This window comes from Streptomyces auratus, from assembly GCF_050433025.1.
Classification (GTDB): domain Bacteria; phylum Actinomycetota; class Actinomycetes; order Streptomycetales; family Streptomycetaceae; genus Streptomyces; species Streptomyces sioyaensis.
In genome coordinates this window covers 527,309-550,067 of sequence record NZ_JBNGCB010000003.1, presented here as the reverse complement: position 1 = coordinate 550,067, position 22,759 = coordinate 527,309, and the positions used below count along the sequence as shown (strand labels likewise).

General features: G+C 73.0%; 18 protein-coding genes and 2 pseudogenes. 8 read left to right on the top strand and 12 right to left on the bottom strand.

The genetic code is table 11. The annotated features are described in order from the left end of the window. Positions 1 to 26: 26 nt before the first annotated feature. The gene (locus BKA18_RS22090) at positions 27 to 401 is read right to left on the bottom strand and encodes an STAS domain-containing protein (RefSeq protein WP_006603770.1); all 375 of its coding nucleotides are present in this window, start codon (positions 399 to 401) and stop codon (positions 27 to 29) included. 503 nt (positions 402 to 904) lie between these two features. Between BKA18_RS22090 and BKA18_RS22085 the strand changes: the two are divergent. Together BKA18_RS22085 and BKA18_RS22080 are read left to right on the top strand one after the other, a co-directional pair. Continuing rightward, positions 905 to 1,480 (top strand): annotated as a pseudogene (locus BKA18_RS22085) (sigma-70 family RNA polymerase sigma factor); the annotation flags it as partial. Between the two features lie 113 nt (positions 1,481 to 1,593). Further along, on the top strand, positions 1,594 to 2,910 hold the full coding sequence (locus BKA18_RS22080) for a zf-HC2 domain-containing protein (protein ID WP_366044511.1): 1,317 nt from the start codon (positions 1,594 to 1,596) through the stop codon (positions 2,908 to 2,910). A 185-nt stretch (positions 2,911 to 3,095) separates the two neighbouring features. Here BKA18_RS22080 and purU read toward each other — a convergent pair whose 3' ends face one another. Then, entirely contained in the window at positions 3,096 to 3,986 is an 891-nt protein-coding gene (purU, locus tag BKA18_RS22075) for a formyltetrahydrofolate deformylase (RefSeq protein WP_006603772.1), read from the bottom strand. A 32-nt stretch (positions 3,987 to 4,018) separates the two neighbouring features. Continuing rightward, complete coding sequence (locus BKA18_RS22070) at positions 4,019 to 4,477, bottom strand: SCO4402 family protein (RefSeq protein WP_366044543.1); 459 nt, start codon at positions 4,475 to 4,477, stop codon at positions 4,019 to 4,021. 330 nt (positions 4,478 to 4,807) lie between these two features. Between BKA18_RS22070 and BKA18_RS22065 the strand changes: the two genes are divergently transcribed. Continuing rightward, complete coding sequence (locus BKA18_RS22065; protein WP_366044512.1) at positions 4,808 to 5,995, top strand: ABC transporter substrate-binding protein; 1,188 nt, start codon at positions 4,808 to 4,810, stop codon at positions 5,993 to 5,995. Between the two features lie 60 nt (positions 5,996 to 6,055). Here BKA18_RS22065 and BKA18_RS22060 read toward each other — a convergent pair whose 3' ends face one another. Continuing rightward, a complete protein-coding gene (locus BKA18_RS22060) occupies positions 6,056 to 7,891 on the bottom strand; it encodes a hypothetical protein (protein ID WP_366044513.1) in 1,836 nt (611 codons plus the stop codon). Between the two features lie 202 nt (positions 7,892 to 8,093). Then, entirely contained in the window at positions 8,094 to 9,488 is a 1,395-nt protein-coding gene (locus BKA18_RS22055; RefSeq protein WP_006603776.1) for an NsdA family TPR-like regulatory protein, read from the bottom strand. Between the two features lie 463 nt (positions 9,489 to 9,951). Between BKA18_RS22055 and BKA18_RS22050 the strand changes: the two genes are divergently transcribed. The 3 genes from BKA18_RS22050 (at position 9,952) to BKA18_RS22040 (ending at position 13,257) form a co-directional block, all read left to right on the top strand. Then, positions 9,952 to 10,623: a bifunctional DNA primase/polymerase gene (locus BKA18_RS22050; protein ID WP_366044514.1), complete on the top strand. Its 672-nt coding sequence runs from the start codon at positions 9,952 to 9,954 to the stop codon at positions 10,621 to 10,623. Positions 10,624 to 10,846: 223 nt separating this feature from the next. Then, positions 10,847 to 11,626 (top strand): ABC transporter ATP-binding protein, encoded by a 780-nt coding sequence (locus BKA18_RS22045; protein ID WP_366044544.1) that lies wholly within the window; start codon positions 10,847 to 10,849, stop codon positions 11,624 to 11,626. Continuing rightward, complete coding sequence (locus BKA18_RS22040; RefSeq protein ID WP_366044515.1) at positions 11,623 to 13,257, top strand: transporter; 1,635 nt, start codon at positions 11,623 to 11,625, stop codon at positions 13,255 to 13,257. Before BKA18_RS22045 ends, BKA18_RS22040 begins: the two co-directional genes overlap by 4 nt. Before the next feature lie 126 nt (positions 13,258 to 13,383). On the opposite strand, the gene BKA18_RS22035 is transcribed toward BKA18_RS22040, so the two are convergent. Both BKA18_RS22035 and BKA18_RS22030 read right to left on the bottom strand, forming a co-directional pair. Continuing rightward, complete coding sequence (locus BKA18_RS22035; RefSeq protein WP_366044516.1) at positions 13,384 to 14,259, bottom strand: alpha/beta fold hydrolase; 876 nt, start codon at positions 14,257 to 14,259, stop codon at positions 13,384 to 13,386. Between the two features lie 495 nt (positions 14,260 to 14,754). Then, entirely contained in the window at positions 14,755 to 15,447 is a 693-nt protein-coding gene (locus BKA18_RS22030) for an iron-dependent transcriptional repressor DtxR (RefSeq protein WP_006603781.1), read from the bottom strand. Positions 15,448 to 15,643: 196 nt separating this feature from the next. On the opposite strand from BKA18_RS22030, the gene BKA18_RS22025 reads away from it, so the two are divergent. After that, complete coding sequence (locus BKA18_RS22025; protein ID WP_366044518.1) at positions 15,644 to 16,411, top strand: SIS domain-containing protein; 768 nt, start codon at positions 15,644 to 15,646, stop codon at positions 16,409 to 16,411. Here BKA18_RS22025 and BKA18_RS22020 read toward each other — a convergent pair. Continuing rightward, on the bottom strand, positions 16,399 to 17,826 hold the full coding sequence (locus tag BKA18_RS22020; RefSeq protein ID WP_429638763.1) for a PAS domain-containing protein: 1,428 nt from the start codon (positions 17,824 to 17,826) through the stop codon (positions 16,399 to 16,401). The genes BKA18_RS22025 and BKA18_RS22020 overlap by 13 nt on opposite strands. 537 nt (positions 17,827 to 18,363) lie before the next feature. Further along, positions 18,364 to 18,987, bottom strand: a complete 624-nt coding sequence (pdxH, locus tag BKA18_RS22015; protein WP_366044519.1) for a pyridoxamine 5'-phosphate oxidase — start codon at positions 18,985 to 18,987, stop codon at positions 18,364 to 18,366. A 468-nt stretch (positions 18,988 to 19,455) separates the two neighbouring features. Between pdxH and BKA18_RS22010 the strand changes: the two genes are divergently transcribed. Further along, a complete protein-coding gene (locus BKA18_RS22010; RefSeq protein ID WP_366044520.1) occupies positions 19,456 to 20,559 on the top strand; it encodes a citrate synthase 2 in 1,104 nt (367 codons plus the stop codon). A gap of 515 nt (positions 20,560 to 21,074) precedes the next feature. On the opposite strand, the gene BKA18_RS22005 is transcribed toward BKA18_RS22010, so the two are convergent. From BKA18_RS22005 to BKA18_RS21995, 3 genes and pseudogenes are all read right to left on the bottom strand, one after another. Beyond that, positions 21,075 to 21,698 carry a TetR/AcrR family transcriptional regulator gene (locus BKA18_RS22005; protein ID WP_366048525.1) on the bottom strand — a complete coding sequence of 208 codons (624 nt, stop codon included), beginning with the start codon at positions 21,696 to 21,698 and terminating at the stop codon, positions 21,075 to 21,077. Further along, complete coding sequence (locus BKA18_RS22000) at positions 21,686 to 22,456, bottom strand: enoyl-CoA hydratase family protein (RefSeq protein ID WP_366048526.1); 771 nt, start codon at positions 22,454 to 22,456, stop codon at positions 21,686 to 21,688. Before BKA18_RS22000 ends, BKA18_RS22005 begins: the two co-directional genes overlap by 13 nt. Continuing rightward, positions 22,453 to 22,754 (bottom strand): annotated as a pseudogene (locus BKA18_RS21995) (AMP-binding enzyme); the annotation flags it as partial. The pseudogene BKA18_RS21995 and the gene BKA18_RS22000, both read right to left, overlap by 4 nt. Positions 22,755 to 22,759: the final 5 nt, after the last annotated feature.

Sequence of the window (22,759 nt, the reverse complement as noted above, 5' to 3'; positions counted from 1 at the left end):
GGCGGTCCGCGTCAGTCGGGAGCGCGTCAGGCGGTGAGCGGTGCGGCCGCCTCGTCGACGGCGGTGAGCAGGTCCGGGTAGACCTCGAAGAGCCGGCGGACGCCGAGTGCGGCCAGCACCCGGTTGACGTGCGACCCGTCCGTGGCGCCCTGCGCCGGGAGGATCAGCCGCAGCCGCCCCTGACAGGAGCGCATCAGCCGGCGGGCGGCGATCAGCACCCCGACGCCGCTGGAATCGCAGAATCTCACCTCGGAGAGATCGAGCACGAGGGAGCGCCGGCCGTCGGCCACCGCGTCGTGCACATGCTGGCGCACCGCAGGCGACGTGACCAGGTCCATCTCACCGGAGACCTGCAGTACGGCCCAGGGGCCCTTTTCGTCTTCTGCCACCTTCAACGACACGCGCTCGAAGCCTTTCGCTCGCTTTCGTACCGGATGATCCCGGTGGTGTCCGGAACTCACCCTTCCCCGCCTCGACTGCCCGGCCTCTCTCCCCTGAAACACCTGGGAACCCTTGGCGCAACGGGCCGTCCCGCCCAAGGCTATGCCCAGGCGCCCCCTGCCTTTCGCCGACATCCGGTCACACACGGATAACACATACCTCTGAGCGGACAAGAACGATCCGCATCGATCCGCTTCGATCGGGCAGTATCGCCACAAAGCATCAGGCGGTATCGGCGCAAGCATCAGGAGGTAGCGCCACAAAGCGAGGGCATCCGGCATCCGGCTCTTACCATTCCCGTCCCACCCCGGGCTCGGTTTGCCGCAAAGGAGCGTGCGTTGTCGGACCCGCGCATTACATTCGAGGGCACGGCGGACCTGTGAGGTGCACACAGGTCCGGAGCGGGTGCAGGTGTGACGGCTGAGGTGTGAGCCCGGAGGCGGCGGGCAGGGATGAGGACCCGATGGGACACGACGCGTCACCGCGTTGGGACAGGCGGATGCAACAGCGGCTCACCCACGGCGAAGCCGCTGCGCTCGGCGAGGTCTACGACCGCTTCGCCTCTCTCGTACACAGCCTCGCCCACCGCGTCCTGGACGACGAGGACGCCGCCGACCGCGTCACCCGCGAAGTGTTCGCCTATGTCTGGGAGCACCCGGATTCCTACGACCCCAAGCAGGGCACCCTGCGTTCCTGGGTCGCCGCGGTCACCCGCCATCAGGCCGTCCAGCGGCTGCGCCAGACCGAGGCCGCCTCGGCGCGCGACGGCGGAGCCGAGGCCCCCGAACCCGCCGAGATAGAGCAGAAGATTCACGAGGCCTCCACCGCCGCCCGCGCCGACTACATCGTCACGTCCATGCCCGCGCCCCTGCGGGCCGCCCTGGAGCTGGCGTACTTCCAGCGCCGGGACTACCGCCAGACCGCCGCCGACCTGGGCGTCACGGAGGACGAGGCCCGGCGCCGGCTCCGTCTGGGGTTGCAGCTGCTGTCCACCGCCCGCAACCACCAGGCCCTGCCACCGGCCCACCGCGCCGCGCCCCCGGCCCCCACCGCCCGCACCCCGCACGCTCCCCACGGCCCGCGCCCGCCGCACTCCCCGTACACCGGCCCGGGGGCCTCCGCACCGCCCGGCCCGGGCCACGGACGGTCACTGTGAACGGCCCGGACGAGTGGGACGGCCGCGAACTGCCCGGCAGCCCCGGCGAACGGCCGCGGATACCGTCACCCCGCGCAGCCGCCGAGGACCGCGGCCCGCTCCCGGACGCCCCGCCGCTGCCCGTCGCCGAGCCGGACGGCCTCGACGGGACCGAGCCGCCCGTGCCACCCATCGCACCCGTGATCCTTCCGGCGCCGGCCGCCGCCCCACCACACCGGATCCTCAAGTCGCTGCTCGGCGCCTGGGCGCTGGCGGCCTGCTCCGCCGAGGAGACGGCCGCCGTCGAGGCGCATCTGACCGACTGCGCCTCCTGCGCGGACGAAGCGCTGCGGCTGCGCGAGGCCGTCGGGCTGCTGCACCCCGCCGACAGCCTCGATCTCGATCCGCTGCTGCGCTCCCGTGTGCTGGAGGGCTGCCTGGGCCGTCGCCCGGCCCGTATCCCGGTGCCCGAGTGGGCGACGCCGTACGACGCGGAGACCGCCAAGCTGGACGCGCTACTGCGGGACATGGGCGCGGCGGAGTGGCGCGCCCCGGTGCGGCTGCGCTGGTTCGAGGGTGAGCGCCCGGTCGAGCGGGAGACCACCGTCGCCGGTGTCATGGGACATCTGATGGCGGTGGACGGCCTGGTCGCGACGGCCCTCGGGCTGACCGACCCGCTCGGCACCGCCGCCCCGCCGGGCGCCCCGGATCCCCTCGTCCGTACGGAGACGTTCTGGCGGGCTGCGGACGAGAAGCAGAGCCCGCTCGCCACCCACACCCCGTGGCGCGACCAGAGCAGCGCGCTGATCCGCCAGGTGTCGTTCGCCGGCACCAAGGTCGCCGAACTCGCCGTTCCCTACGGCGACTTCCGGCTCCCGCTGCGCGACTCGTTCCTGGACCGCGCCTTCGAGTGCTGGGTGCACGCCGGCGACATCGCCGAGGCGGTGGACTATCCGTACGAGCCGCCGGCCGCCGCGCACCTCCACCAGCTGGTCGACCTCGCCGCGCGGCTGCTGCCCAGCGCGCTGGCCGACCGCAGACGGGCCGGGCTCGCCGCGCCACCGCAGCGGCTGGTCGAGGCGGGCGCCCCGGGCCGCACCCTTCATCTGGAGGTCGAGGGCAACGGCGGCGGCCACTGGTACATACCGCTGGACTCACCGGCCGCCCTGGGCACCCCCGAGCACACCGTCGCCCACATCGCCCTGGACAGCGCCGAGTTCTGCCAGCTGGCCGCCGGCCACATCTCCCCCGAGGAGGCCGCCGCGGGCCAGCACGGCGAACGCCACGCGATCCGCGACGTCCTCTTCGCGACGGCGTCGCTCTCCCGGCTCTAGAGATCGCCAGTAGGGGGCGGTCGAACATGTCCCGTAGGGGGTCCGAGCGCCCCCTCGGGGCCACAACGTGAGCGGTGCGGAAGGTATTCCGGACGTGAGCGGTGCGGAGGGCGTTCCGGCCGTGGACAGTGCGGAAGGCATTCCGGCCGTTGAAGGTATTCCGGCCGTCACGCGGCGACGAGCCGTTACGCGAAGACGACCGTCCGGCTGCCGTTGAGCAGCACCCGGCGCTCGCTGTGCCACTTCACGGCGCGGGCCAGCGCCTGGCACTCGACGTCCCGGCCGATCGCCACGAGCTGGTCCGGGGTGACCTCGTGGCCGACCCGCTCGACCTCCTGCTCGATGATCGGGCCCTCGTCGAGGTCCGCGGTGACGTAGTGCGCGGTGGCCCCGATGAGCTTGACGCCGCGGGCGTGGGCCTGGTGGTACGGCTTGGCGCCCTTGAAGCTCGGGAGGAAGGAGTGGTGGATGTTGATGATCCGGCCGGACAGCGCCTTGCACAGATCGTCGGAGAGCACCTGCATATAGCGGGCCAGGACCACCAGCTCGACCTGCTCGGCCTCGACCAGCTCCAGCAGCCGCGCCTCGGCCTCGGCCTTGGTGTCGCGGGTGACCGGAATGTGGTGGAAGGGGATGTTGTACGAGCCGACCAGCTCGGCGAAGTCCGTGTGGTTGGAGACCACGGCCGCGATCTCGACCGGCAGCGCACCGATCCGGGAGCGGAAGAGCAGGTCGTTGAGGCAGTGTCCGAACTTGGACACCATCAGGATGATCCGCATCTTCTCGTCGGCCCGGTGGATCTGCCAGTCCATGCCGAAGGAGTCGCCCACCGCCGCGAAGCTGGCCCGCAGCTTGTCGACGCTCACCGAGGTGTCCGCGCTGAAGTGGACCCGCATGAAGAACAGCCCGGTGTCCCGGTCGCCGAACTGCTGGCTGTCCTCGATGTTGCAGCCGGTGATGAAGAGGTAGCTGGACACGGCGTGCACGATCCCCTGCTTGTCCGGGCAGGACAGGGTGAGGACGTACTGATCGTTCCGATCGTGCGGACCGGGCTGGGTGGGCTGCGACTCGTTCATGACCTCATAGGGTCGCACACCCGCGGAGCGGGTCAGGCCGGGGCGTCCGCCTGACCGGTCATGATGGCCAGCACCTCCAGCGAGCGGGGCACCGCATCGGGGTCCTCGCCGTCCGCGGTCGCCAGCTGCACGTGGGCCTCCCGGGCTGCGTGGACGGCCTCCGGCCAGCCCTGGTGCTCCATGTACGCGGCGACCGGAGCGTCCGCGCCGACCTGGTGCATGAGCCGCAGCACCCGCAGCACGGCGGCGTCGACGAGCTGGGCCTCCTGGCTGTCCCGGAAGATCGTGCCCACGTACTTCTCGGCGGACCAGTTGTCCAGCCAGGTGTCCTCGACGAGCCGGTAGACGGCATCGGTGACATCGCCGTAGCCGGGCCGGCCGGCGAGCCAGGCCTCCTGCTGGAAGGCGGGGTCGGAGAGCATGTGCAGCGCGGAGCGCACATTGCTGCGCCAGCGCCACCACGGCATGTCGTTGAGCGGCATGCCGCCCATGGTGGGGGAGCGACGGCCACGACGGGAAGACTTCTCCGAACCTTGCACAGTATTGGATCGTACGTTCCGGTCCGGTGATCTCAAGCAGCCCCCTGGAGTTCACCTCAGCGTCACCATCCCGTGCCTTATCGTCACTCGCCCGTTCCGGGCAGGACGGAAGGCTGCCGTGTTATGACCGGACGGCGATGCCTTACCCCCCGCCCCTCTTCCCGTGCGCGTGTGGTCCCGATCGCTTCGGCGGCGGCTTGCACGGCGGTCATAGCATCCCTGCTCTCGGGCTGCGGCTCGCTCCCAGGAGCGGATTCCGGGGAGAAGGACCCGATCACGGTGATGACCTGGGCCCCCGAGGACACCAAGGCGACCAATATGCCGGGTATGCCGGCCATGGCGCAGGCCTACGCCCGCTGGGTCAACTCCCGCGGCGGCATCCGGGGCCACCGTCTGCGCGTGCTGACCTGCAACGAGCGCAACGACTCGGTGTACGCCGCGCAGTGCGCGCAGCGTGCGGTGGACGAGGGTGCGGTCGCCGTCGTCGGCTCGTACAGCCAGTTCGGCCGCTCGTTCATGTCGCCGCTGGAGGTCAAGGGAGTCCCCTTCATCGGCGGCTACGGGGCCTCGGACGAGGAGTTCGAGAGCCCGCTGTCCTACCCCGTCAACGGGGGCCAGGCGTCCCTGCTCGCCGGGAACGGCCGCCAGCTGGCCGGCGACTGCAAGCGCGTCGCGCTGGTCCGCCCGGACACCATCCAGGGCGACCAGATGCCCTCGCTGCTCAACTCCGGCCTGACGAGCGGCCATCGGCACCCGGCCAAGGACATCAAGGCGCCCGAGGACGGGACCGACTACTCGTCCGAGGTGAACCGCGCGCTGGACGGGGTGCACGCCGACCCGGCCGTCTACGGCTCGCCCAAGGCCGGCGGCAAGGCGGACGGCGCATGCGTGAGCGCCTCGCTCGGCGACCACACCGACGCGTTCTTCGACTCGTTCCGGCGCCTCCAGGAGGACAGCCTCCGGGTGCGGGTCGCCTCCGTCCTCGGCAGCGTCGGCCAGTCGCTGGTGAACCGTACGGGCGGTTCGGGCGGGCCGCTGGAGGGCGCGGACATCACCGGCTGGTACCCGGTCGCCAGTGATCACCGCTGGGATCCGATGCGCAAGGTCATCACCGACTTCGCCTTCGACGACAACCGCATCGACCCGGCCGACCAGGGCGTCCAGACCACCTGGATCGCCTACACCGTGCTGCGCTCGCTCGTCGAGCAGCTCGACGACCAGGGCACCGAGGACATCACCTCGCACGCCCTGCAGAAGGCGCTGGACCGCGGGGACCGCGCCGTCGACACCGGCGGGCTGACCCCCAAGCTGCGCTGGCGCGACGAGGACATGCTCGCCGTCCAGGACTTCCCGCGCATCGTGAACGGGACGGTGACCTATCAGGTCGTCCGGGACGGCGAGTTGGCCGCCGCCCGGCAGGGCTTTGTGAACGTCACCAGCACGCTGGAGCGGCGACCCTCCGACGACTGAGCGGCCCGACAGCTGAGCGGGACGGGGCGGGCCGCCCGGCGGCGCCCGCCCCTCAGTGGTTCAGAGCTGCTCGGGACGGCGCTCCGTCAGCCCGTACTTCTGCGCGAGCGGGTTCCAGATCTGGGCCGCCTGCCGCTTGGCCTGGGTCGCCTGGCCGCTGGCCACATTGCCCGCGGCTGCCTGCCCGGTGCCCTTGGCCCGGCCCTTGTGGCAGCCCTTCTTGCCGCCGACCTGGCCGGCCCAGGCCGCGTAGTGGTTGTCCGCGGCGGCCGAGGACTGCCAGGCCTTGGTGAGCGCCGCGGTCAGCCGGGCGTGGTCGGGGATCTTGTCGACGGAGAGCTGCTGCAGCCGCTTCACCAGGTCGTTGCGCTGCCCGGCCGCGGACCGCAGGTCCTTGGCCGCCGCACCCAGGTTGCTGCAGGTCTTGATGCTGTTCACGGCGCCGATCACGGAGGAGCGGCTGTTGTTGCTGTCACCCAGCAGCGCGTCCAGGTCCTTGGCCTGCGCCTGGGCGGGGTCGGCGGACGGCTTCGGCTGGTCCGACTCCTTCGCCGTTTTGGACGCCCCGGCCCCGGTGTCCTGCTTCTTCGCACCGTCGTCGCTGCTGTCACCGCTCAGCGCCCAGCCGATGCCGAGGCCGGCGCCGAGGAGCGCCACGATGCCGATGCCGATGAGCGCGGCCGTGGGGAGCCGGCGGCGCCCGCCGCCGTCCTCGTCGTACGAGGCCTGCTGGTCGTAGCCGCCGGCCGGCGGGAACTGCTGCCCGTACTGCTGCTGGGGCGGCTGTCCCTGGCCGTACGGCGGGCGGCCCGGGTCCTCGAAGCGCGGCAGCTGCGCTGTGGAGTCCGGTGACCCGGCCTGCCCGGACGCCCCCGGACCGTCGCGGAAGAGGCCCTCGAACTCGGCGGGCGTGGGGCGGTCACCGGGCGCGCCGGGGCGGACGCCGTACGGGGCGCCGGGCGGCGGGGGCGGCGCGCCGGCGCCCACCGGCGGGATGAGCTGGGTGGCCTCGGCGTCGCCGGCACCCTGGGCACCGGGCATCGGCTGGGCGCCCTGGGGGCCGCCATGCTTCGGCTTGATCGCGCGCAGCATGGTGGTGGACTCGTCGGGCGTCTCGGGCCGGGAGTGCGCCTCGGGCGGCAGCGGCGCGGCGCCGCCCGGCTGCCCGCCCATGGCGGGAATCAGCGCGGTCGCCTCCGCGTCGCCCGAGGCGGGCGGCAGCGGTGCACCGGTCTGCGGGGTCGCCTTCACCAGCGCTCCGGACGGGCCCTGGGGCTGCTGTCCGTACGGCTGCTGGGGCGGGGACTGTGGGGGCTGCTGGCCGTAGCCCTGCTGAGGCGGCTGCTGTCCGGCGTCGTAGGGCTGCTGCCCCGCGGGCGGCAGGGCACCGGGCGCGCCCTGGCCGCCGTACGACGGCGTGGCCTGGCCCTCCGGGCCGGCCGGCGGCAGCGGTGCACCGTGCCGGGGCGCCGGCTGCTGCGCCATCGCGGGCGGGGCGGGCGGCGGGGGCGGCACCGGCGGCTGCCCCGGGGGCGGCGCCGGGAAGCCCTGGCCGCCCTGCGGCTGCGGCGGCATCGGGGCCTGCGGGTTGTGCGGCTGCCCCTGGGGTGCGGGGTATCCCTGCTGTGGATCTTGGCCGAAACCCTGCTGTTGGTCCTGGCCGTAACCCTGCGGCTGCTCCTGCCCGTACGCCTGCGGCTGCCCCTGGGCGGGCGCCTCGCCGTACGGGGCGTGCTGCTGACCGGGCCCCCAGGGCTGGCCCCACGGCTGGCCGGCCGCCGGTGCGGCCTGCTGGTCGGGCACCCACGGCTCACCGTTGGCGGGCAGCACAACGCCCTCTCGGGCGGGACCGGCCGCAGAATTCTGCGGGTCGTGACCCTGTCCGTTCTGCGTCACCGTGACTCCTACCAACGTGCAGACTTACCGAATCGACGGCTGCACGCTACCGGGTCGCAGCAACGTTCGACACGTCGCCTGGTCACACCCCCGCCCACCCCGGAACTCGGTGGGCGGACCGTACGCACCGGCCCGCCCACGCCGTACGACAAACCCGACGCGGCACGACAAATGCCGCCTCCGGCCCCGCGCGAGAGGTTGCTCACGCCGCGGCGGCCCGCAGTTCCAGCCGTGCGCTGAACTCCCTGACCACGGGTTCGTCGCGGTACGGCTCCAACCGCACCTGGAAGTCCTCCAGATACTCCGCGCCCCGGTCCGAGCGCAGCTCGCCGAGCAGCTCCACCGCCTGCGTTCCCGTGTGGCAGGCCTGCTCCACCTCGCGCTGCTGCGCCTGGGCGCCGGCCAGCAGCAGCAGACCGATGGCCCGGCGCCGCGCCCGGCTCTCCGGATGCCCGTCCAGCGCCTCCTGTGCACGCTGACCGGCGGGCCCCGGCTGCCCCAGGTCCCGGTGGCAGTGGGCGAGTTCATCGGCCAGATAGGCCGGGTCGAAGTGGGCGATCCACACCGGGTCGTCGCCCGCGTCGGCGGCCGCCTCGGCCCGTTCCATCGCGGCGACCGCCCGGCCGGCCACCGCCTGGAAGGCCCGGCCGTCGCCCAGCAGCGCATGTCCGCGCGCCTCCGCCGCGCAGAACATCGCCTCCGCACGCGGGGTGACATGGCCGCGGGCGCCTTCCTGGGCGGCGCGGGCGAGCTGGGCGATCTCGCGCGGATTGCCGAGCGAGGCGGCGAGGTGGCTCATGCTCGCGGCCAGGACGTAGCCCCCGTAGCCGCGGTCACCGGCCGCCTGGGCCAGCCGCAGCGCCTGGATGTAGTAGCGCTGGGCCAGACCCGGCTGGCCGGTGTCGACGGCCATGTAGCCGCCCAGCTCCGTCAACCGCGCGACGGCGGCGAAGAGTTCCCGCCCCACCGACTCACGGTAGGAGCCGGCCAGCAGCCCCGAGACGACGCTGTTGAGGTAGTGCACGACGACCGGTCGGACATGCCCGGCGCCGAAGCGGTGGTCGAGTTCGCTGAGCGCCGAGGTCATCGCGCGGACCGCCTCGACGTCCGAGATCCCGACGCGGGCCCCGGCGTTCCGGGCGACCTGGACATCGGCGCCGGTGATCAGCCAGTCGCGGCTGGGCTCCACCAGCGCCGAGGCCGCGACCGTGGAGCCGCTGAGGAAGTCGCGCCTCCCGACATCGCTGCGCCACAGCTCGCAGACCTGCTCGATCGCCCCGAGGACGGTCGGCGAGAACTGCAGCCCCACCCCGGACGCGAGGTTCTTGCCGTCGGCCATCCCGATCTCGTCGATGGTGACCGTGCGCCCCAGCTTGCGGCCCAGCGCCTCGGCGATGACGGCCGGAGCCCGCCCCCGCGGCTGCTGTCCGCGCAGCCACCGGGCCACGGAGGTCTTGTCGTAGCGGAGGTCGAGACCGTGCTCCGCACCGCACATGTTGACGCGGCGGGCGAGGCCCGCGTTGGAGCAGGCGGCTTCCTGGATCAGCGACTGGAGCCGTTCGTTGGGCTGCCGTGCGACGAGTGGCCTGGCGGCCATGCTGGTACCCCCTGAGTACTGCTGCGCGCGTTCACCGACGAACGCCGTTCCCCGTGATCGATTCCCCAGGCATATACCGGATATCCGAGAGTTCCGTGATATGCGCGATAAGTGGGATCAGAGCGGTACGCACCGCTTCGAGGATGCGCGGTTGTGCGCGGTTGGTGAGCGGGTGGATCCGGTGTGGTGCGTCCTCGGTGCGTGGCGCTCGTTCACGAGTGGGCTGGTGCGCGGTGTCCGTACGCGGCTCGTGGCGCCGCCGTGCCGGGCTCCCCCGGGATCCACGCCGGCCTGCCACCGGGCGGCCTCTCCGCCCGTCAGGCAGGTGGCTACCCGTTCGCCGGGCCCCGCCCGCACACGCGCCCCCACCGGTGCTCCCATGCGCCCCACATGCGGGAACGATGCGCCCCGGACGTCAGCCATTTGGGCGTAACCCTTGGTCACACAGGGAGTTGTCCTGTGCGTGGAAAAGACCATCGGAGTCACAGGGGCCCCGCAGCTCCCCACGCAGCGCGGCGAGCAGCTGCTGGACACTGCGGTGCGTTATGCGGAGGAGCGGCACTGGGACGTGTTCCCCGGCGCATGGCTGGAGCACGACGGCAGGACGCCGCGCTGCTCGTGCCGCGCCCACGACTGCGCTGCGCCCGGCGCGCATCCCACCGCGCCCGGCTGGGCCGGCGAGGCCACCGGCAGCGCGAGCGCCGTCCGCCGGCTGTGGAGCAACCGGCCGCAGGCCTCGATCCTGCTGCCGACCGGCCGGACCTTCGAGGCGCTGGAGGTGCCGGAGACCGCGGGCTGTCTGGCGCTGGCCCGCATGGAGCGGATGGAGCTGCCGCCCGGCCCCGTCCTGCGCACCCCCGACCGCCGGATGCTCTTCCTCGTCCTCCCCGGCGCCTCGGCGAAGGTGCCCGCCCTCATCCGGAGCCTGGGGTGGGTGCCGGCGGCGCTCGATCTGATCTGCCGCGGTGAGGGCGAGTACATCGCCGCGCCGCCGACCCGGGTGGGCGCGCACGGCGTGGTGCAGTGGGCCCGCCGCCCCACCGCCGCCAACCGCTGGCTGCCGGACGCGGAGGAGCTGATCAGCCCGCTGGGCTACGCCTGCGCCCGGGAGGCGGTCGCGGCCCGGGCACGCTGACCCGCAGGTCCGTGCCGCCGACGCCCCCGCGGAACGGCTCCGTCCGGCAACCCGGCCGTATCGTGGGACGCCGGACGGGGGTCGGGACCGGCCCCTGCGGGGACGTCGAAGGGCAGGACCGGTGGCGAACGAGCCGGAACACATCGAGGGGCGGGCCGAGACGGCACCGCCGCAGCACAGCACCATCGCTCCGGGCGGGCCGGCCACGGCCCCCGGGGACGTCATGGCCCCTCCGCCCGCCGTCCGCATCCAGGGCCTGTGGAAGAAGTTCGGCGAGCAGACCGCCGTCCACGGCATCGATCTGACGCTGCCGGCCGGCCGCTTCATCGGACTGGTCGGTCCCAACGGCGCCGGCAAGACCACCACGCTGTCCATGGTGACCGGCCTGCTGCGGCCGGACGCGGGGACGGTCGAGATCGGCGGGCACGACGTCTGGCAGGACCCGGTGTCGGTCAAGTCCCGGATCGGCGTGCTGCCCGAGGGGCTGCGGCTCTTCGAGCGGCTGTCGGGACGCGAACTCCTCAGCTATATAGGCCGGTTGCGCGGTCTGCCGGGCGACGAGGTCGACAAGCGTGCCGCGCAGCTGCTGGACGTGCTCGGTCTGTCGGGCGCCCAGCACAAGCTGGTGGTCGACTACTCCACCGGTATGCGCAAGAAGATCGGGCTGGCGGCCGCTCTGCTGCACAACCCCGAAATCCTCTTCCTCGACGAGCCCTTCGAGGGCGTCGACCCGGTGTCGGCGCAGACCATCCGCGGCGTCCTGGAGCGCTACACCGCCTCCGGCGCCACCGTGATCTTCTCCAGCCATGTGATGGAGCTGGTCGAGTCGCTGTGCGACTGGGTCGCCGTACTGGCCGCCGGGCGGATCCGGGCCGACGGGCCGCTCGCCGAGGTACGCGGTGCGGCGCCCTCGCTGCAGGACACCTTCCTCGAACTCGTCGGCGCGCAGGACCGCGGCGCGGGCGCGAACCTGGACTGGCTGGGCGGGGGCCGCGCCCGATGAGCACCGCATCCGCCGCGGCCGCCCGCCCGTCCGCCGCACCCTCCCTGACCGGCGTCTTCGTCCGGCTGAAGCTGTCGCTGCTGCGCAACGGGCTGCGCCAGTCGACCGGGCGCACCCTGGCGTATGTCGCCTCCATCGTCGTCGGCCTGCTGTTCGCCGCCGCTGTCGTGCTGGGGCTGACCGCGCTGCGCGGCAATGCGCACGCCGGTGCGCTGGCCGTCCTGCTCACCGGGCTCCTCACCGTGGGCTGGGCGGTGATGCCGCTGTTCTTCCCCGGGAGCGACGAGACGCTCGATCCGACCCGGCTGGTCATGCTGCCGCTGCGGCCGCGGCCGCTGATCGTCTCGCTGCTGATGGCCTCGCTCGTCGGCATCGGCCCGGTGGTCACCCTCATGCTGGTGGCCGGGGCGGTGATCGCGGTCGCCGACGGCGTGGTCGCCGCGGTCGTGGGTGTCGTGGCCGCCGTCCTGGTGCTGTTGGTGTGCGTGGCGCTGGCGCGGGCCATCGCCACCGCCTCGGTCCGGCTGCTGACCAGCCGCCGCGGCCGCGATCTCGCCGTGCTGGGCGGGCTGTTCATCGCGCTCGGCGGGCAGGGCGTCAACATCGCCGCCCAGCGGCTGGGGCGGCCGGACGGCCTGTCCGTACTGGAACCGCTGGGCGAGGTGCTGCGCTGGGTGCCGCCGGCCTCCGCGCTCGGCGCCGTCGACGACGCCGGGCACGGGGCGTACGGACGGGCGCTGGCCGGTCTGGCGCTGACGGCGCTGGCGCTCGCGCTGCTGCTGTGGTGGTGGCAGCGCACTCTGACCGCCCTGATGACCTCCCCGGACTCCTCCACCCTCCAGGCGCTGGAGAAGGACGGCGCCCGCCGGTCCGGCACCGGGGCACGCGGGCTCGCACGGCTGCTGCCGGACGGCCGTACCGGCACCGTCATGCTCCGCTCGCTGCGCTACGCCTGGCGCGACCCCAAGTCGAAGATGGCCTGGGCCACCGCGCTCGGCGTCGGCCTGCTGGTCCCGATCGCCACCTCCGCGCAGGGCAACGGCAGCATGTACACCGCGTTTTCGGCCTCCGCGCTGCTCGGCGCGCAGATGTACAACCAGTTCGGGCAGGACACCTCGGCGTTCTGGATGGTCGCCTCGACGATCGCCACCGCGCGCGACGCCTATCAGGAGCTGCGGGCCCGCGCGTTGACGCTGGCGCTGGTGGCCGTCCCGTACGTCACGCTGGTCGTCGTCGGCGCCGCGGCACTCATCGGGCCGTGGTCGGACTTCACGGAGGTCTACGGCCTCTCGCTGGCCGTACTGGGCGCACTGCTGGCCACCGGCGCGATGTCATCGGCGCTCTTCCCGTACTCGATCCCCTCGGAGGGCAACAAGAACGTCGCACCGGGACAGGGCGCGATCGCCTGGTTCAGCCTCTTCGGCGGGGTCCTGGTCGCCGCGGTGCTGTGCAGCCCGCTGCTGGGGCTGACCATCTGGCTGCATGTGGCGGGTCTGCACCACCTGTTGTGGGTGCTGCTGCCGGCCGGAGCGGTCTACGGCCTGGGACTCGCCGAGGCGGGCCTGCGGGTGGCAGCACCCCGGGTGACGGCCCGACTGCCGGAAATCCTGGGGGCCGTCAGCAAGGGGTGAAGGCGCCATCCCGGCCGTGGTCCATGGGCCGCCCCACGCCGCAGCGTGGTGGCGGCCCGACGCCAGCCGGCGGGAAACGTGCCCCCGGCCGGAAGTCGTGGCCCGAGTGACCCCGGCCAGGGGCGCTCAGCCGGGCATCGTCGCCCCATGGAGAAACGGTTCGATGGCGGCGCCCCAGGCGTCGGGTTGTTCCCAGGGGAGCAGATGGCCGGCGTCGGGGATTTCGGCGTAGGCACCGCGCGGCAGCACCCGGACCATCTCCTGGGCTTCGGCGCGGCCGAGTTCGGCGTCGAGGCCGCGGACGACGAGGGCCGGGCAGGACACCTGGGCGAGCTCTTCCCAATGGGCGTCATGGACCCAGGTCTCACGGGCGGTGAGCATCTGCCGGCGGGAGAAGACGGGGCGCCAGCCGTCGGCGCGCTCGGCCATCACCTCGGCGAAGTACTCACCACGGGCCGGCCGGGGGCGCTCCAGGGTCGGATCGTCCTCACCGAACCACTTGCGGACATCGGCGAGCGTCGCGAACGGCACCGGCCAGGACCGGAACCACTCGGTCCATTCGCGCTGCGAGGCCGCACCCAACGCCGACGCCCGCATATCGCAGATCACCAGCGCACTGACCAGATCCGGTCGCCGGGACGCTAACTGCCACGCCGTCAGGGCACCCATGGCATGCCCCACAAGGGCGACGGGGGCGAGGCCGAGCTGCTCGACGGCGGCGATGGCGTCATCGACATACGCCTCGCGGTCGTACGGCCCCACGGCGGGCTTCTCGCTGCGGCCGTGGCCCCGCTGGTCCAGCGCGACCGGGCGGTGGCGGGCGCTCAGCCGGCGGGCGGTGGCCGCCCAGTGCGAGGCGCGCCCCATCAGGCCATGGAGCAGCAGCACACCCGGACGCTGCTCGGGCTCCTCCAGTCCGCCGCCGCTCTTGGGCGGGTCGGTGAATTCCCAGGCGGCGAGACGCACGCCGCCTGCCCCTGCTACATCGATGCGTCGCACCATGTGCCCTGGCACCCCCAATCGTCCCGTGAGCACTTCCACACTATCGAACCCCTATTCGAACGCACCGCGTTGGCGCGGAATACCCCTCGTTCGAGTGACCTCACTCGGGGATTGGCCGCGCCCGCCACGGGGAGACATCTGCCGGGAGGCGGGCCCTACCGGGAAGGGGGCCCGTGGGGAAAGACCCTGAGAGCTCGGGGCTCCGGGTCTTGGGTGGGGGACATGGGGAGGCAGGGCCCCGGCTGCTCGCAGCGCCGGGGCCCTGACTGTTCCCACCACGAGTGGATGCATCCGAGCCCCCTCCCGGCCAGGACAAGCCGCTGCACGGCCATGCGTCAGCGTGACACGAGACCGGCCGTATCGCACGGATTCGCACAAGTCCGTTCAAGAGGCAAGAACTTGCCGAGCCCGCCGAACGGCGCGTCAGCGCAGCTCAGCGGGCTCGTGCGGGATATGCGGGCGGGAGTGCGAGAAGGAAAGAGTCTGAAACTGCTTTCAACGCTTGGCGACGAAGACATGCGAGGCGATCTCGGAGCCCAGCTCGGCGGCCTCACCGCTGCTGCCGACCAGCACCCCGGCCGGTGACTCCGTCACGCTGACCACCGCGCCCGGCTGCACACCGGCCCGGCGCAGGGTGTACATCAGCTGGGCGTCGGCCTGGATCGGCTCGCCGATCCGGCGCACCACGGCCGTCTTGCCGTCGGCCCCGGCGTCCAGGTCCATCAGGCTCACCATGCCGGCGTCGAGGAACGGGTCGACCTCGGACTTCTCGCCCAGCTCGGCCAGCCCGGGGATGGGGTTGCCGTACGGGGACTCCGTCGGGTGCCGCAGGAGCTCCAGGACACGGCGCTCGACCGCCTCGCTCATGACGTGCTCCCAGCGGCAGGCCTCGGCGTGCACCTGCTCCCATTCGAGGCCGATGACGTCGACGAGCAGGCACTCGGCGAGGCGGTGCTTGCGCATCACCCGGGTCGCCAGCCGCCGGCCCTCTTCCGTGAGCTCCAGATGACGATCGCCGGCGACCGTCAGCAGCCCGTCCCGCTCCATGCGCGCCACGGTCTGGCTCACCGTCGGGCCGCTCTGTTCGAGGCGCTCCGCGATGCGTGCGCGCATGGGGACCACACCTTCCTCTTCCAGCTCGAGGACGGTGCGGAGATACATCTCCGTGGTGTCGATCAGTCCTGACATGCGTGCCCCTCGATGTGTGGTGCGGTGGCCCTGCTCCAATTCTGACGCATCCCGCTGACATCGGTGCCGCCTCGTCCGCGCCCGCGGACCCTCGTCGCCGTGTTGACAGGGCACTGGTCCAGACCGCAACGTGATCCGCGCCACTGATCACAGACGCCGGGATTCCGGCGAGATCCGACGAGAGGGGCCCGCGGCGATGGCTGAGAGCGACCGGAGCGACCGGCTGGCCGGGAACTACTTCGACGCCGCGATCGACCTGCTGCGACAGGTCCGCGACGCGGAGGGCGACCGGATCACCGCGGCCGGGGCGCTGATCGCGGACGCCGTCGCGGCGGGCGGCCGGGTCTTCTCCTTCGGCGCCGGCCACTCCTCGCTCCCCGCGCAGGACACGGTCTACCGCGCGGGCGGCCTGGCGGTGATGAATCTGCTGTCGGTCCCGGGTGTGGTGGGCGTGGACGTACGGCCGGCGACGCTCGGCAGCGCGCTGGAGCGGGTCGACGGGCTGGCCGCGGCGGTCCTGGACACCAGCCCCCTGGAGGCGGGCGATGTGCTGGTGATCATCTCGCTGTCCGGGCGCAACCCGCTGCCCGTGGAGATGGCGGTCAACGCCCGCGCCCTGGGGATCAAGGTCATCGGCGTGACGTCGGTGGCGTACGCGGAGGCCACCAGGTCCCGGCACGCCTCCGGCGGCTTCCTCAAGGACCACTGCGACCTCGTACTGGACAGCCGGATCCCGGTCGGCGACGCGGAGCTGACGCTGCCCGGCATCGACGCGCCGTTCGCCCCCGCCTCCACGGTCGTCACCAGCGCGATCATGCAGGCCGTGGTGGCGACGGCCGCGGGCACCCTCGCCGAGCGGGGCATCGACCCGCCACTGCTGCGCTCGGGGAACGTCGACGGCGGCCACGACTGGAACGCCCGGGTGATGGGCGCCTACGCGGACCGGATCTTCTACCGGCAGTGAGCGGACGGCGCGCCGCCGAGCGCCGCGGCGCCCGCGAGGTCGAGGGCCGCGGCGATCCGCGCCGCCACCTCCTCCGCGTAGTCCGCGTCCGCGCGGTCGAAGGGGCGGCGCGCGGGGGTCCGCAGAAAGGTCGCGACGCCGAGGGTGCGGCCGCGGCTGCGCAGCGCCACACACAGGCCGTGCACGGTGCCGTCCGGCCAGTGACGGGCGGCCGCCCAGCCCTCGGGTGAGGCGGGTCCGGCGCCGGTACGCACCGAGCCGCGCCGCTCGTACGCTTGGAAGACGGGATGGCGCGGCGCGTACGGCACGGGGATGCCGGTCGCCGGAAGGCGCTCGGCCGGGCCGGGCGCACCGGCCGGGGAGGCCAGCGTCCGTACCAGCTGGGGCCTGCCGTGGCGGGTGCCGGGTCCGGCGTCCGCGCCGGGTGCGCTGCCCGGTGGGATGCCGGTGCCGCCCGCCGCGGCCGCACCGTCACCCGTGTCGCAGGCGTCGTACGCCTCGTCCTCGGCGACCGCCCCGTACGGCGCGGGCAGGGGGGTCGTGGCGAGGTCGACCAGGCCGTGGTCGGCGAAGCCCGCCAGGGCGAAGTCGAGGTGGACGGCGGCGGCCTCGACCGGGTCCGGGCACTCCGCGGCCGCCCGTCCCGCCCGGTGGAGCTGACGGGCGTGGAACCGCAGCAGGGAGCTCTCCTGCTCGGCGCGCTTGGTGTCCGTGACGTCCTGGAAGAGCCAGGCCACGCCCAGCGGCACCGGCTCCTCGGCAAGCGGGGAGGCCAGCCGGACGAAGCCGCTGCGCCAGCACCGGCGCGGGAATTCGGCCCCCTCGGAGCGCAGTGTCACCCACAGTTCGGTGGTGGCCGGCGGGGCGCCCTCGGCGAGGACGTGCTGCAGAGCGCACTCCAGCTCCTCCACGCCCTGCGCCAGCAGCTCGCCCAGGGGGCGCCCCAGCAGGGCCGTGCGCCCCACGCCCAGGATGCGGCCGGCGTGGGCGTTGACGACGGCGGGCCGCAGATCGGCGTCGATCAGCACCACGCCCCACGACGCGTCCTCGAACAGCGCCTCGGCCAGCGCGACGGACCGCTCCAGGTCCAGCTGGGTGTGCACCTCGCTGAAGGCGCAGTACACGCCCACGACCCGGCCGCCGGGGCCGCGGACCGCGGAGGACTGGGTGCGCAGGAGCACGCGGCGGCCGTCTTTGGTCAGCAGGGCGAATTCATGCACCTGGCGGCCCGGGGAGCGCATCGCGGCGGCGAGGGCGGCCTCGATCCCGTCGGCGTCCTCCTTGCGGACCGCCCAGCCGGTCAGTCCCGTACGGCCGACGGCCTCGGTGGTGGTCCAGCCCAGGATGCGTTCCGCTTCGTGGTTCCAGTGGGTGACCGTGCCGTCCGCGGCGAAGGCGGCGAGGGCGGCGTCCATGCCGTCCAGGAGCGCGGCGAGCAGTCCGGAGTCACCGGATTCATCGGTCTGCTCGGTGGCGCGGCGGGCCGGGGCCACCGTGCCGGGAGGGCCGGGAAGCCCGGAGACCCCGGAAAGGTCGGAAGAAGCTGACGAAGCAGTCACTGGCACCCCTCACGAACGCGGCCACACATGCTCCACCTGGGAACATTCAACTGGAACGTCATACAGAGCACCCGCGATTCACGGAAATCGTTGCTTCCGGAAAATGTGGTTGTGCCGGGCGGACCGGCTTCCTAATGTGTGGAGCACACGAGAAGGGAGGTGGTTCGGCCGATGATTTCGCACCGGACGCGTGAGGTGGCTGCGGGCTAGCGGCCCGTCGCTTCACCGAAGTGCAGCGCCGGACCAGCGCATACTGCAGATGCGCAGCCGGCCAATCCCAAGCAGTCACCCGACCCGCGGGCTGCCGGTTCGTCCGACCGGCCCTTCGCGCCACCGAGCGCGGAGGAGACAGCCCGCGGGTCGTCTGCGTGTGCGGCCCCGGGCGCGCCCGTTTCAGGGCGCCAGCCGCTCCACTCGCCAGCCCCCGGCCTCGCGGACGTACCGCAGCCGGTCGTGCAGCCGGTTGAGCCGGCCCTGCCAGAATTCGACCGTCTCGGCGGCGATCCGGTAGCCGCCCCAGTGTGGCGGCGCCGGCACCTGCTCGCCCTCTGGGTAGCGGGCTGCCAATTCCTCGTAGGCGTCCTCCAGTTCCGCGCGCGAGGCGACCGGCGCGGACTGGTCGCTGGCCCAGGCACCCAGCTGGGAGCCGTGCGGGCGGGTGCGGAAGTAGGCGGCGGTCTCGTCCCGGCCGATGCGTTGGGCGGTGCCGGACACCACGACCTGGCGGGCGAGCGGGTGCCAGGGGAACAGCAGCGAAATGGCCGGATTTTCGGCTATTTCACGGCCCTTGCGGCTGTTGTAGTTGGTGAAGAACACAAAGCCGCGGTCGTCGAACGCCTTGAGGAGAACGGTCCGTGAGCTCGGCCGGCCGGCGGCATCCGCGGTCGAGACGACCATCGCGTTCGGCTCGTGCAGCCCGGCCACGGTCGCGTCCTTGAACCAGCGGGCGAACTGGTCATAGGGGTCGGCGGCGAGATCGGACTCGGCGAGTCCCTCGGCGCGGTAGTGCGCGCGCATGGAGGAAGGGTCGGGGTTCTCGTGGTGAGGCACGTCGGCTGGGTGCACGGCCTCATCTTGCAACATCGCGCTCGGCCCGGTCAGCTGGGAGGGGCGGAAGTCTGCCCCTGGCCGCCCGGCCGTAACCCTCCCGACGGCAAACCGACGACTGTGCCGGATCTCACGCTTCCCCGCAGGTGAGGGACCCGCCAAAATCATGGCCCGGCCCACTGTGGGCTCCGGACAGGGAGAGCTATCGTGTCCGTCCGGCTGTATTGACGCACCACACCGCCGCACCGCACCGCCCGCCCGTGGCCGACCACTGCGGGCAGGACCTCGCGTGACCCGTGCCCTGGCAGGGCATCACCGGGGTGACCGGTTCGGACCGCGAGCTGCCAGCAGCCGCGTAACCGCACCGGCGCCGCACACCACGACCGCACGGCAGCCGCTCACGGAGCGTCTGCCGGCCCCAGCTTGAGGAGCCGCCTGATGTCCGACTTCGTACCCGGACTCGAGGGAATCGTCGCGTTCGAGACGGAGATCGCCGAACCCGACAAGGAAGGCGGTGCCCTTCGCTATCGCGGGGTCGACATCGAAGAGCTCGTCGGTCAGGTGTCCTTCGGGAACGTCTGGGGGCTGCTGGTCGACGGGGCGTTCAACCCCGGTCTCCCGCCCGCCGAACCCTTCCCGATCCCGGTGCACTCCGGGGACATCCGGGTCGACGTGCAGTCCGCGCTCGCCATGCTCGCGCCCGTATGGGGCCTCAAACCGCTGCTGGACATCGACGAGGCGACGGCCCGTGACAACCTCGCCCGCGCCGCGGTGATGGCGCTGTCGTACGTCGCCCAGTCGGCGCGCGGGCAGGGCCTGCCGATGGTGCCGCAGAAGGAGATCGACACGGCGGAGACGGTCGTGGAGCGCTTCATGAAGCGCTGGCGCGGCGAGCCGGACCCCAAGCACGTCAAGGCCGTCGACGCCTACTGGACCTCGGCCGCCGAGCACGGCATGAACGCCTCCACGTTCACGGCGCGCGTCATCGCCTCCACGGGTGCGGATGTGGCGGCCGCGCTGTCCGGTGCCGTCGGCGCCATGTCCGGGCCGCTGCACGGCGGTGCGCCCTCCCGCGTCCTCGGCATGATCGAGGAGATCGAGCGGACCGGCGACGCCGGTGCCTACGTCCGTAAGGCGCTGGACCAGGGCGAGCGGCTGATGGGCTTCGGCCACCGCGTCTACCGCGCCGAGGACCCGCGGGCGCGGGTGCTGCGACGCACCGCGAAGGAGCTGGCCGCCCCGCGCTTCGAGGTCGCCGAGGCGCTGGAGAAGGCCGCGCTGGAGGAGCTGCACAACCGCCGCCCGGACCGGGTGCTGGCCACCAACGTCGAGTTCTGGGCGGCCATCGTCCTGGACTTCGCCGAGGTCCCGGCGCACATGTTCACCTCGATGTTCACCTGTGCCCGGACGGCGGGGTGGAGCGCGCACATCCTGGAGCAGAAGCGGACGGGCCGACTGGTTCGGCCGTCGGCCCGGTATGTGGGCCCCGGGGCGCGCAGCCCGCGGGAGATCGATGGGTTCGCCGACATCTCCCCCCGCTGAGGCGGCCTTCGGCCGCCGGGGCTTCCCACGTCTTTTTCTTTTCCGCCGTGGGGCCTGCGCTTTGCGGCGCACCGTGCGTTCTCGGCCGTCCCGCCGCGGGGCTTTTTCGCCGTTGCGCCTGCGGCGGGCTGGTGCCGCTGCGCTGGCTGTTCGGCCGCGGGACCGGCCCTCCGGACTCCGTCCTGCGGTCCGCCCCCTCCCGTTGGGGGTGGAGGAAGACCGGTGGGGGCGGACCTCATCCCTCGACTGCGTGTAGTCGAGGGATGAGGTCCGCCCCCACCGGCCTCTTCCCACCCACTACGGGAGGGGCCGAGCCGCAGGACGAAGTCCGGAGGAGCGGCACCGCACCCGACCACCCACGCCCGCCGCCAGGCGCAACGGCGAAACACCCCGACGGCGGGCCAGCCGACAACGTGCGGCGCGCCGCCAAGCGCAACGGCGAAACGCCACCACGGCGGGAAAGCCGACAACGTGGGGGGCGGCCGAGGCGCCAGCCGACACGCCGCGTTCCACGCTCAAGGGTTCAGTACGCCGTCGATGATCTTTGCCCACTGCTCGACGACCCGGTCGCGGCGGGCCGAGTCATCGGTCAGCAGGTTGGCGAGGCCCAGGCCGCGGGCCATGTCGAGCAGGCCCTGGACCGTCTCCCGGACGCCGGGCACCGCTTCGTCGGCGTCCAGCAGCGCGACCGCCGTGCGGTGCGCCTCCCGGCCCACCCTCGCCTCCAGCGCGGTGACCCGCTCGCGCAGCTGCTCCTCGTCGGAGGCGGCCACCCACAGGTGCAGCGCGGCGCGGAACAGGGGCCCCGTGTAGAGGCCGACGAGTTCCTCGACGATGACCCAGGTGCGGGCGATGGAGCCGGCCGGCGGGAGGTTGTGGGCGACGGCCTTGACGGCGCCCCGGCGCTTCTCCGCGACGTGTTCGACGGCCGCGGTGAAGAGGTCCTCGCGGGTGCGGAAGTGGTGCTGGGCGGCGCCGCGGGAGACGCCCGCGCGTTCGGCGACCACCGAGACCGTGCTGCCGCTCCAGCCGCGCTCGGCGAGGCAGGCGATGGCGGCCTCCAGCAGTTTGAGGCGGGTGGCGCGGCTGCGTTCCTGCTGGGGCTGCTTGGGGCCGCGGGCGGGGGTCAGCGCGCCCATGCCGGGGCCCGTCGCTCCAGGAAGGCGGTCATGCCCTCGCGGGCCTCTGCGGAGCCGAAGAGCCGCGCGGACTGGTCGGCGAGCGCGTCGGTGTCGCGGTCGAAAGTGTCCAGCACCTGGGCGGTGACCAGCTTCTTCGATTCGGCCAGGCCCTGGGGCGAGCCCTTGCGCAGGCCGTCCAGTACGGGGGCGAGGCCGGTGTCGACGTCGTCGGCGGCGAGGGTGACCAGGCCGATCCGGGCCGCCTCGGCCGCGTCGAACTTCTCGCCGGTGAGGTAGTAGCGGCCGGCTGCCCGTGGGTCCAGACGCGGCAGCAGCGGGAGGGAGATGACGGCGGGGGCGAGGCCGAGGCGGGCCTCGGTGAAGGCGAAGGTGGCGTCCGGGCCGGCCGCGGAGATGTCGCAGGCGCCGAGCAGACCCAGGCCGCCGGCCCGGACGTGTCCGGTGACGCGGGCGACGACCGGTTTGGGCAGCGCGACGATGGCGCGCAGCAGCCGGGCCAGGCCGAGCGGTCCGTCCGTCGCCGCCCCCGAGGTGGCCTCGGAGAGGTCCGCGCCGGCGCAGAACGTACCGCCGGTGTGGGTGAGGACGACGGCGCGGGTGTGCTCGTCGGCCGCGGCGTCCGCGAGGGCCTGGTGCAGTGCGGACACCAGGCGGGTGGAGAGGGCGTTGCGGTTGTGCGGGGAGTCCAGGGTGAGCGTGGTGATGCCGCGCTCGTGGGAGCGCAGCACCAGGGGTGTCGCGGAGGCATCGGTCATCGGGGCGTCGAACTCCTTTCCCTGGCGCGCAGTTCGCGCCGCAGGATCTTTCCGGTGGCGGCGCGCGGCACAGTGTCCAGGAACTCCACGCGGCGCACCTTTTTGTACGGGGCCACCTGCCCGGCAACGTACGCGATGACCTCGTCCTCGGTGAGGCGGGCCCCCGCTGGCGGACCACGAAGGCCTTGGGGACCTCGTTGCCGTCGGCGTCCGTGACGCCGACGACCGCGGCGTCGGCGCTCGCGTGATGGCCGAGCAGCAGCGCTTCGAGGTCGGCGGGGCGATGACCCTTGTATTTGTTGG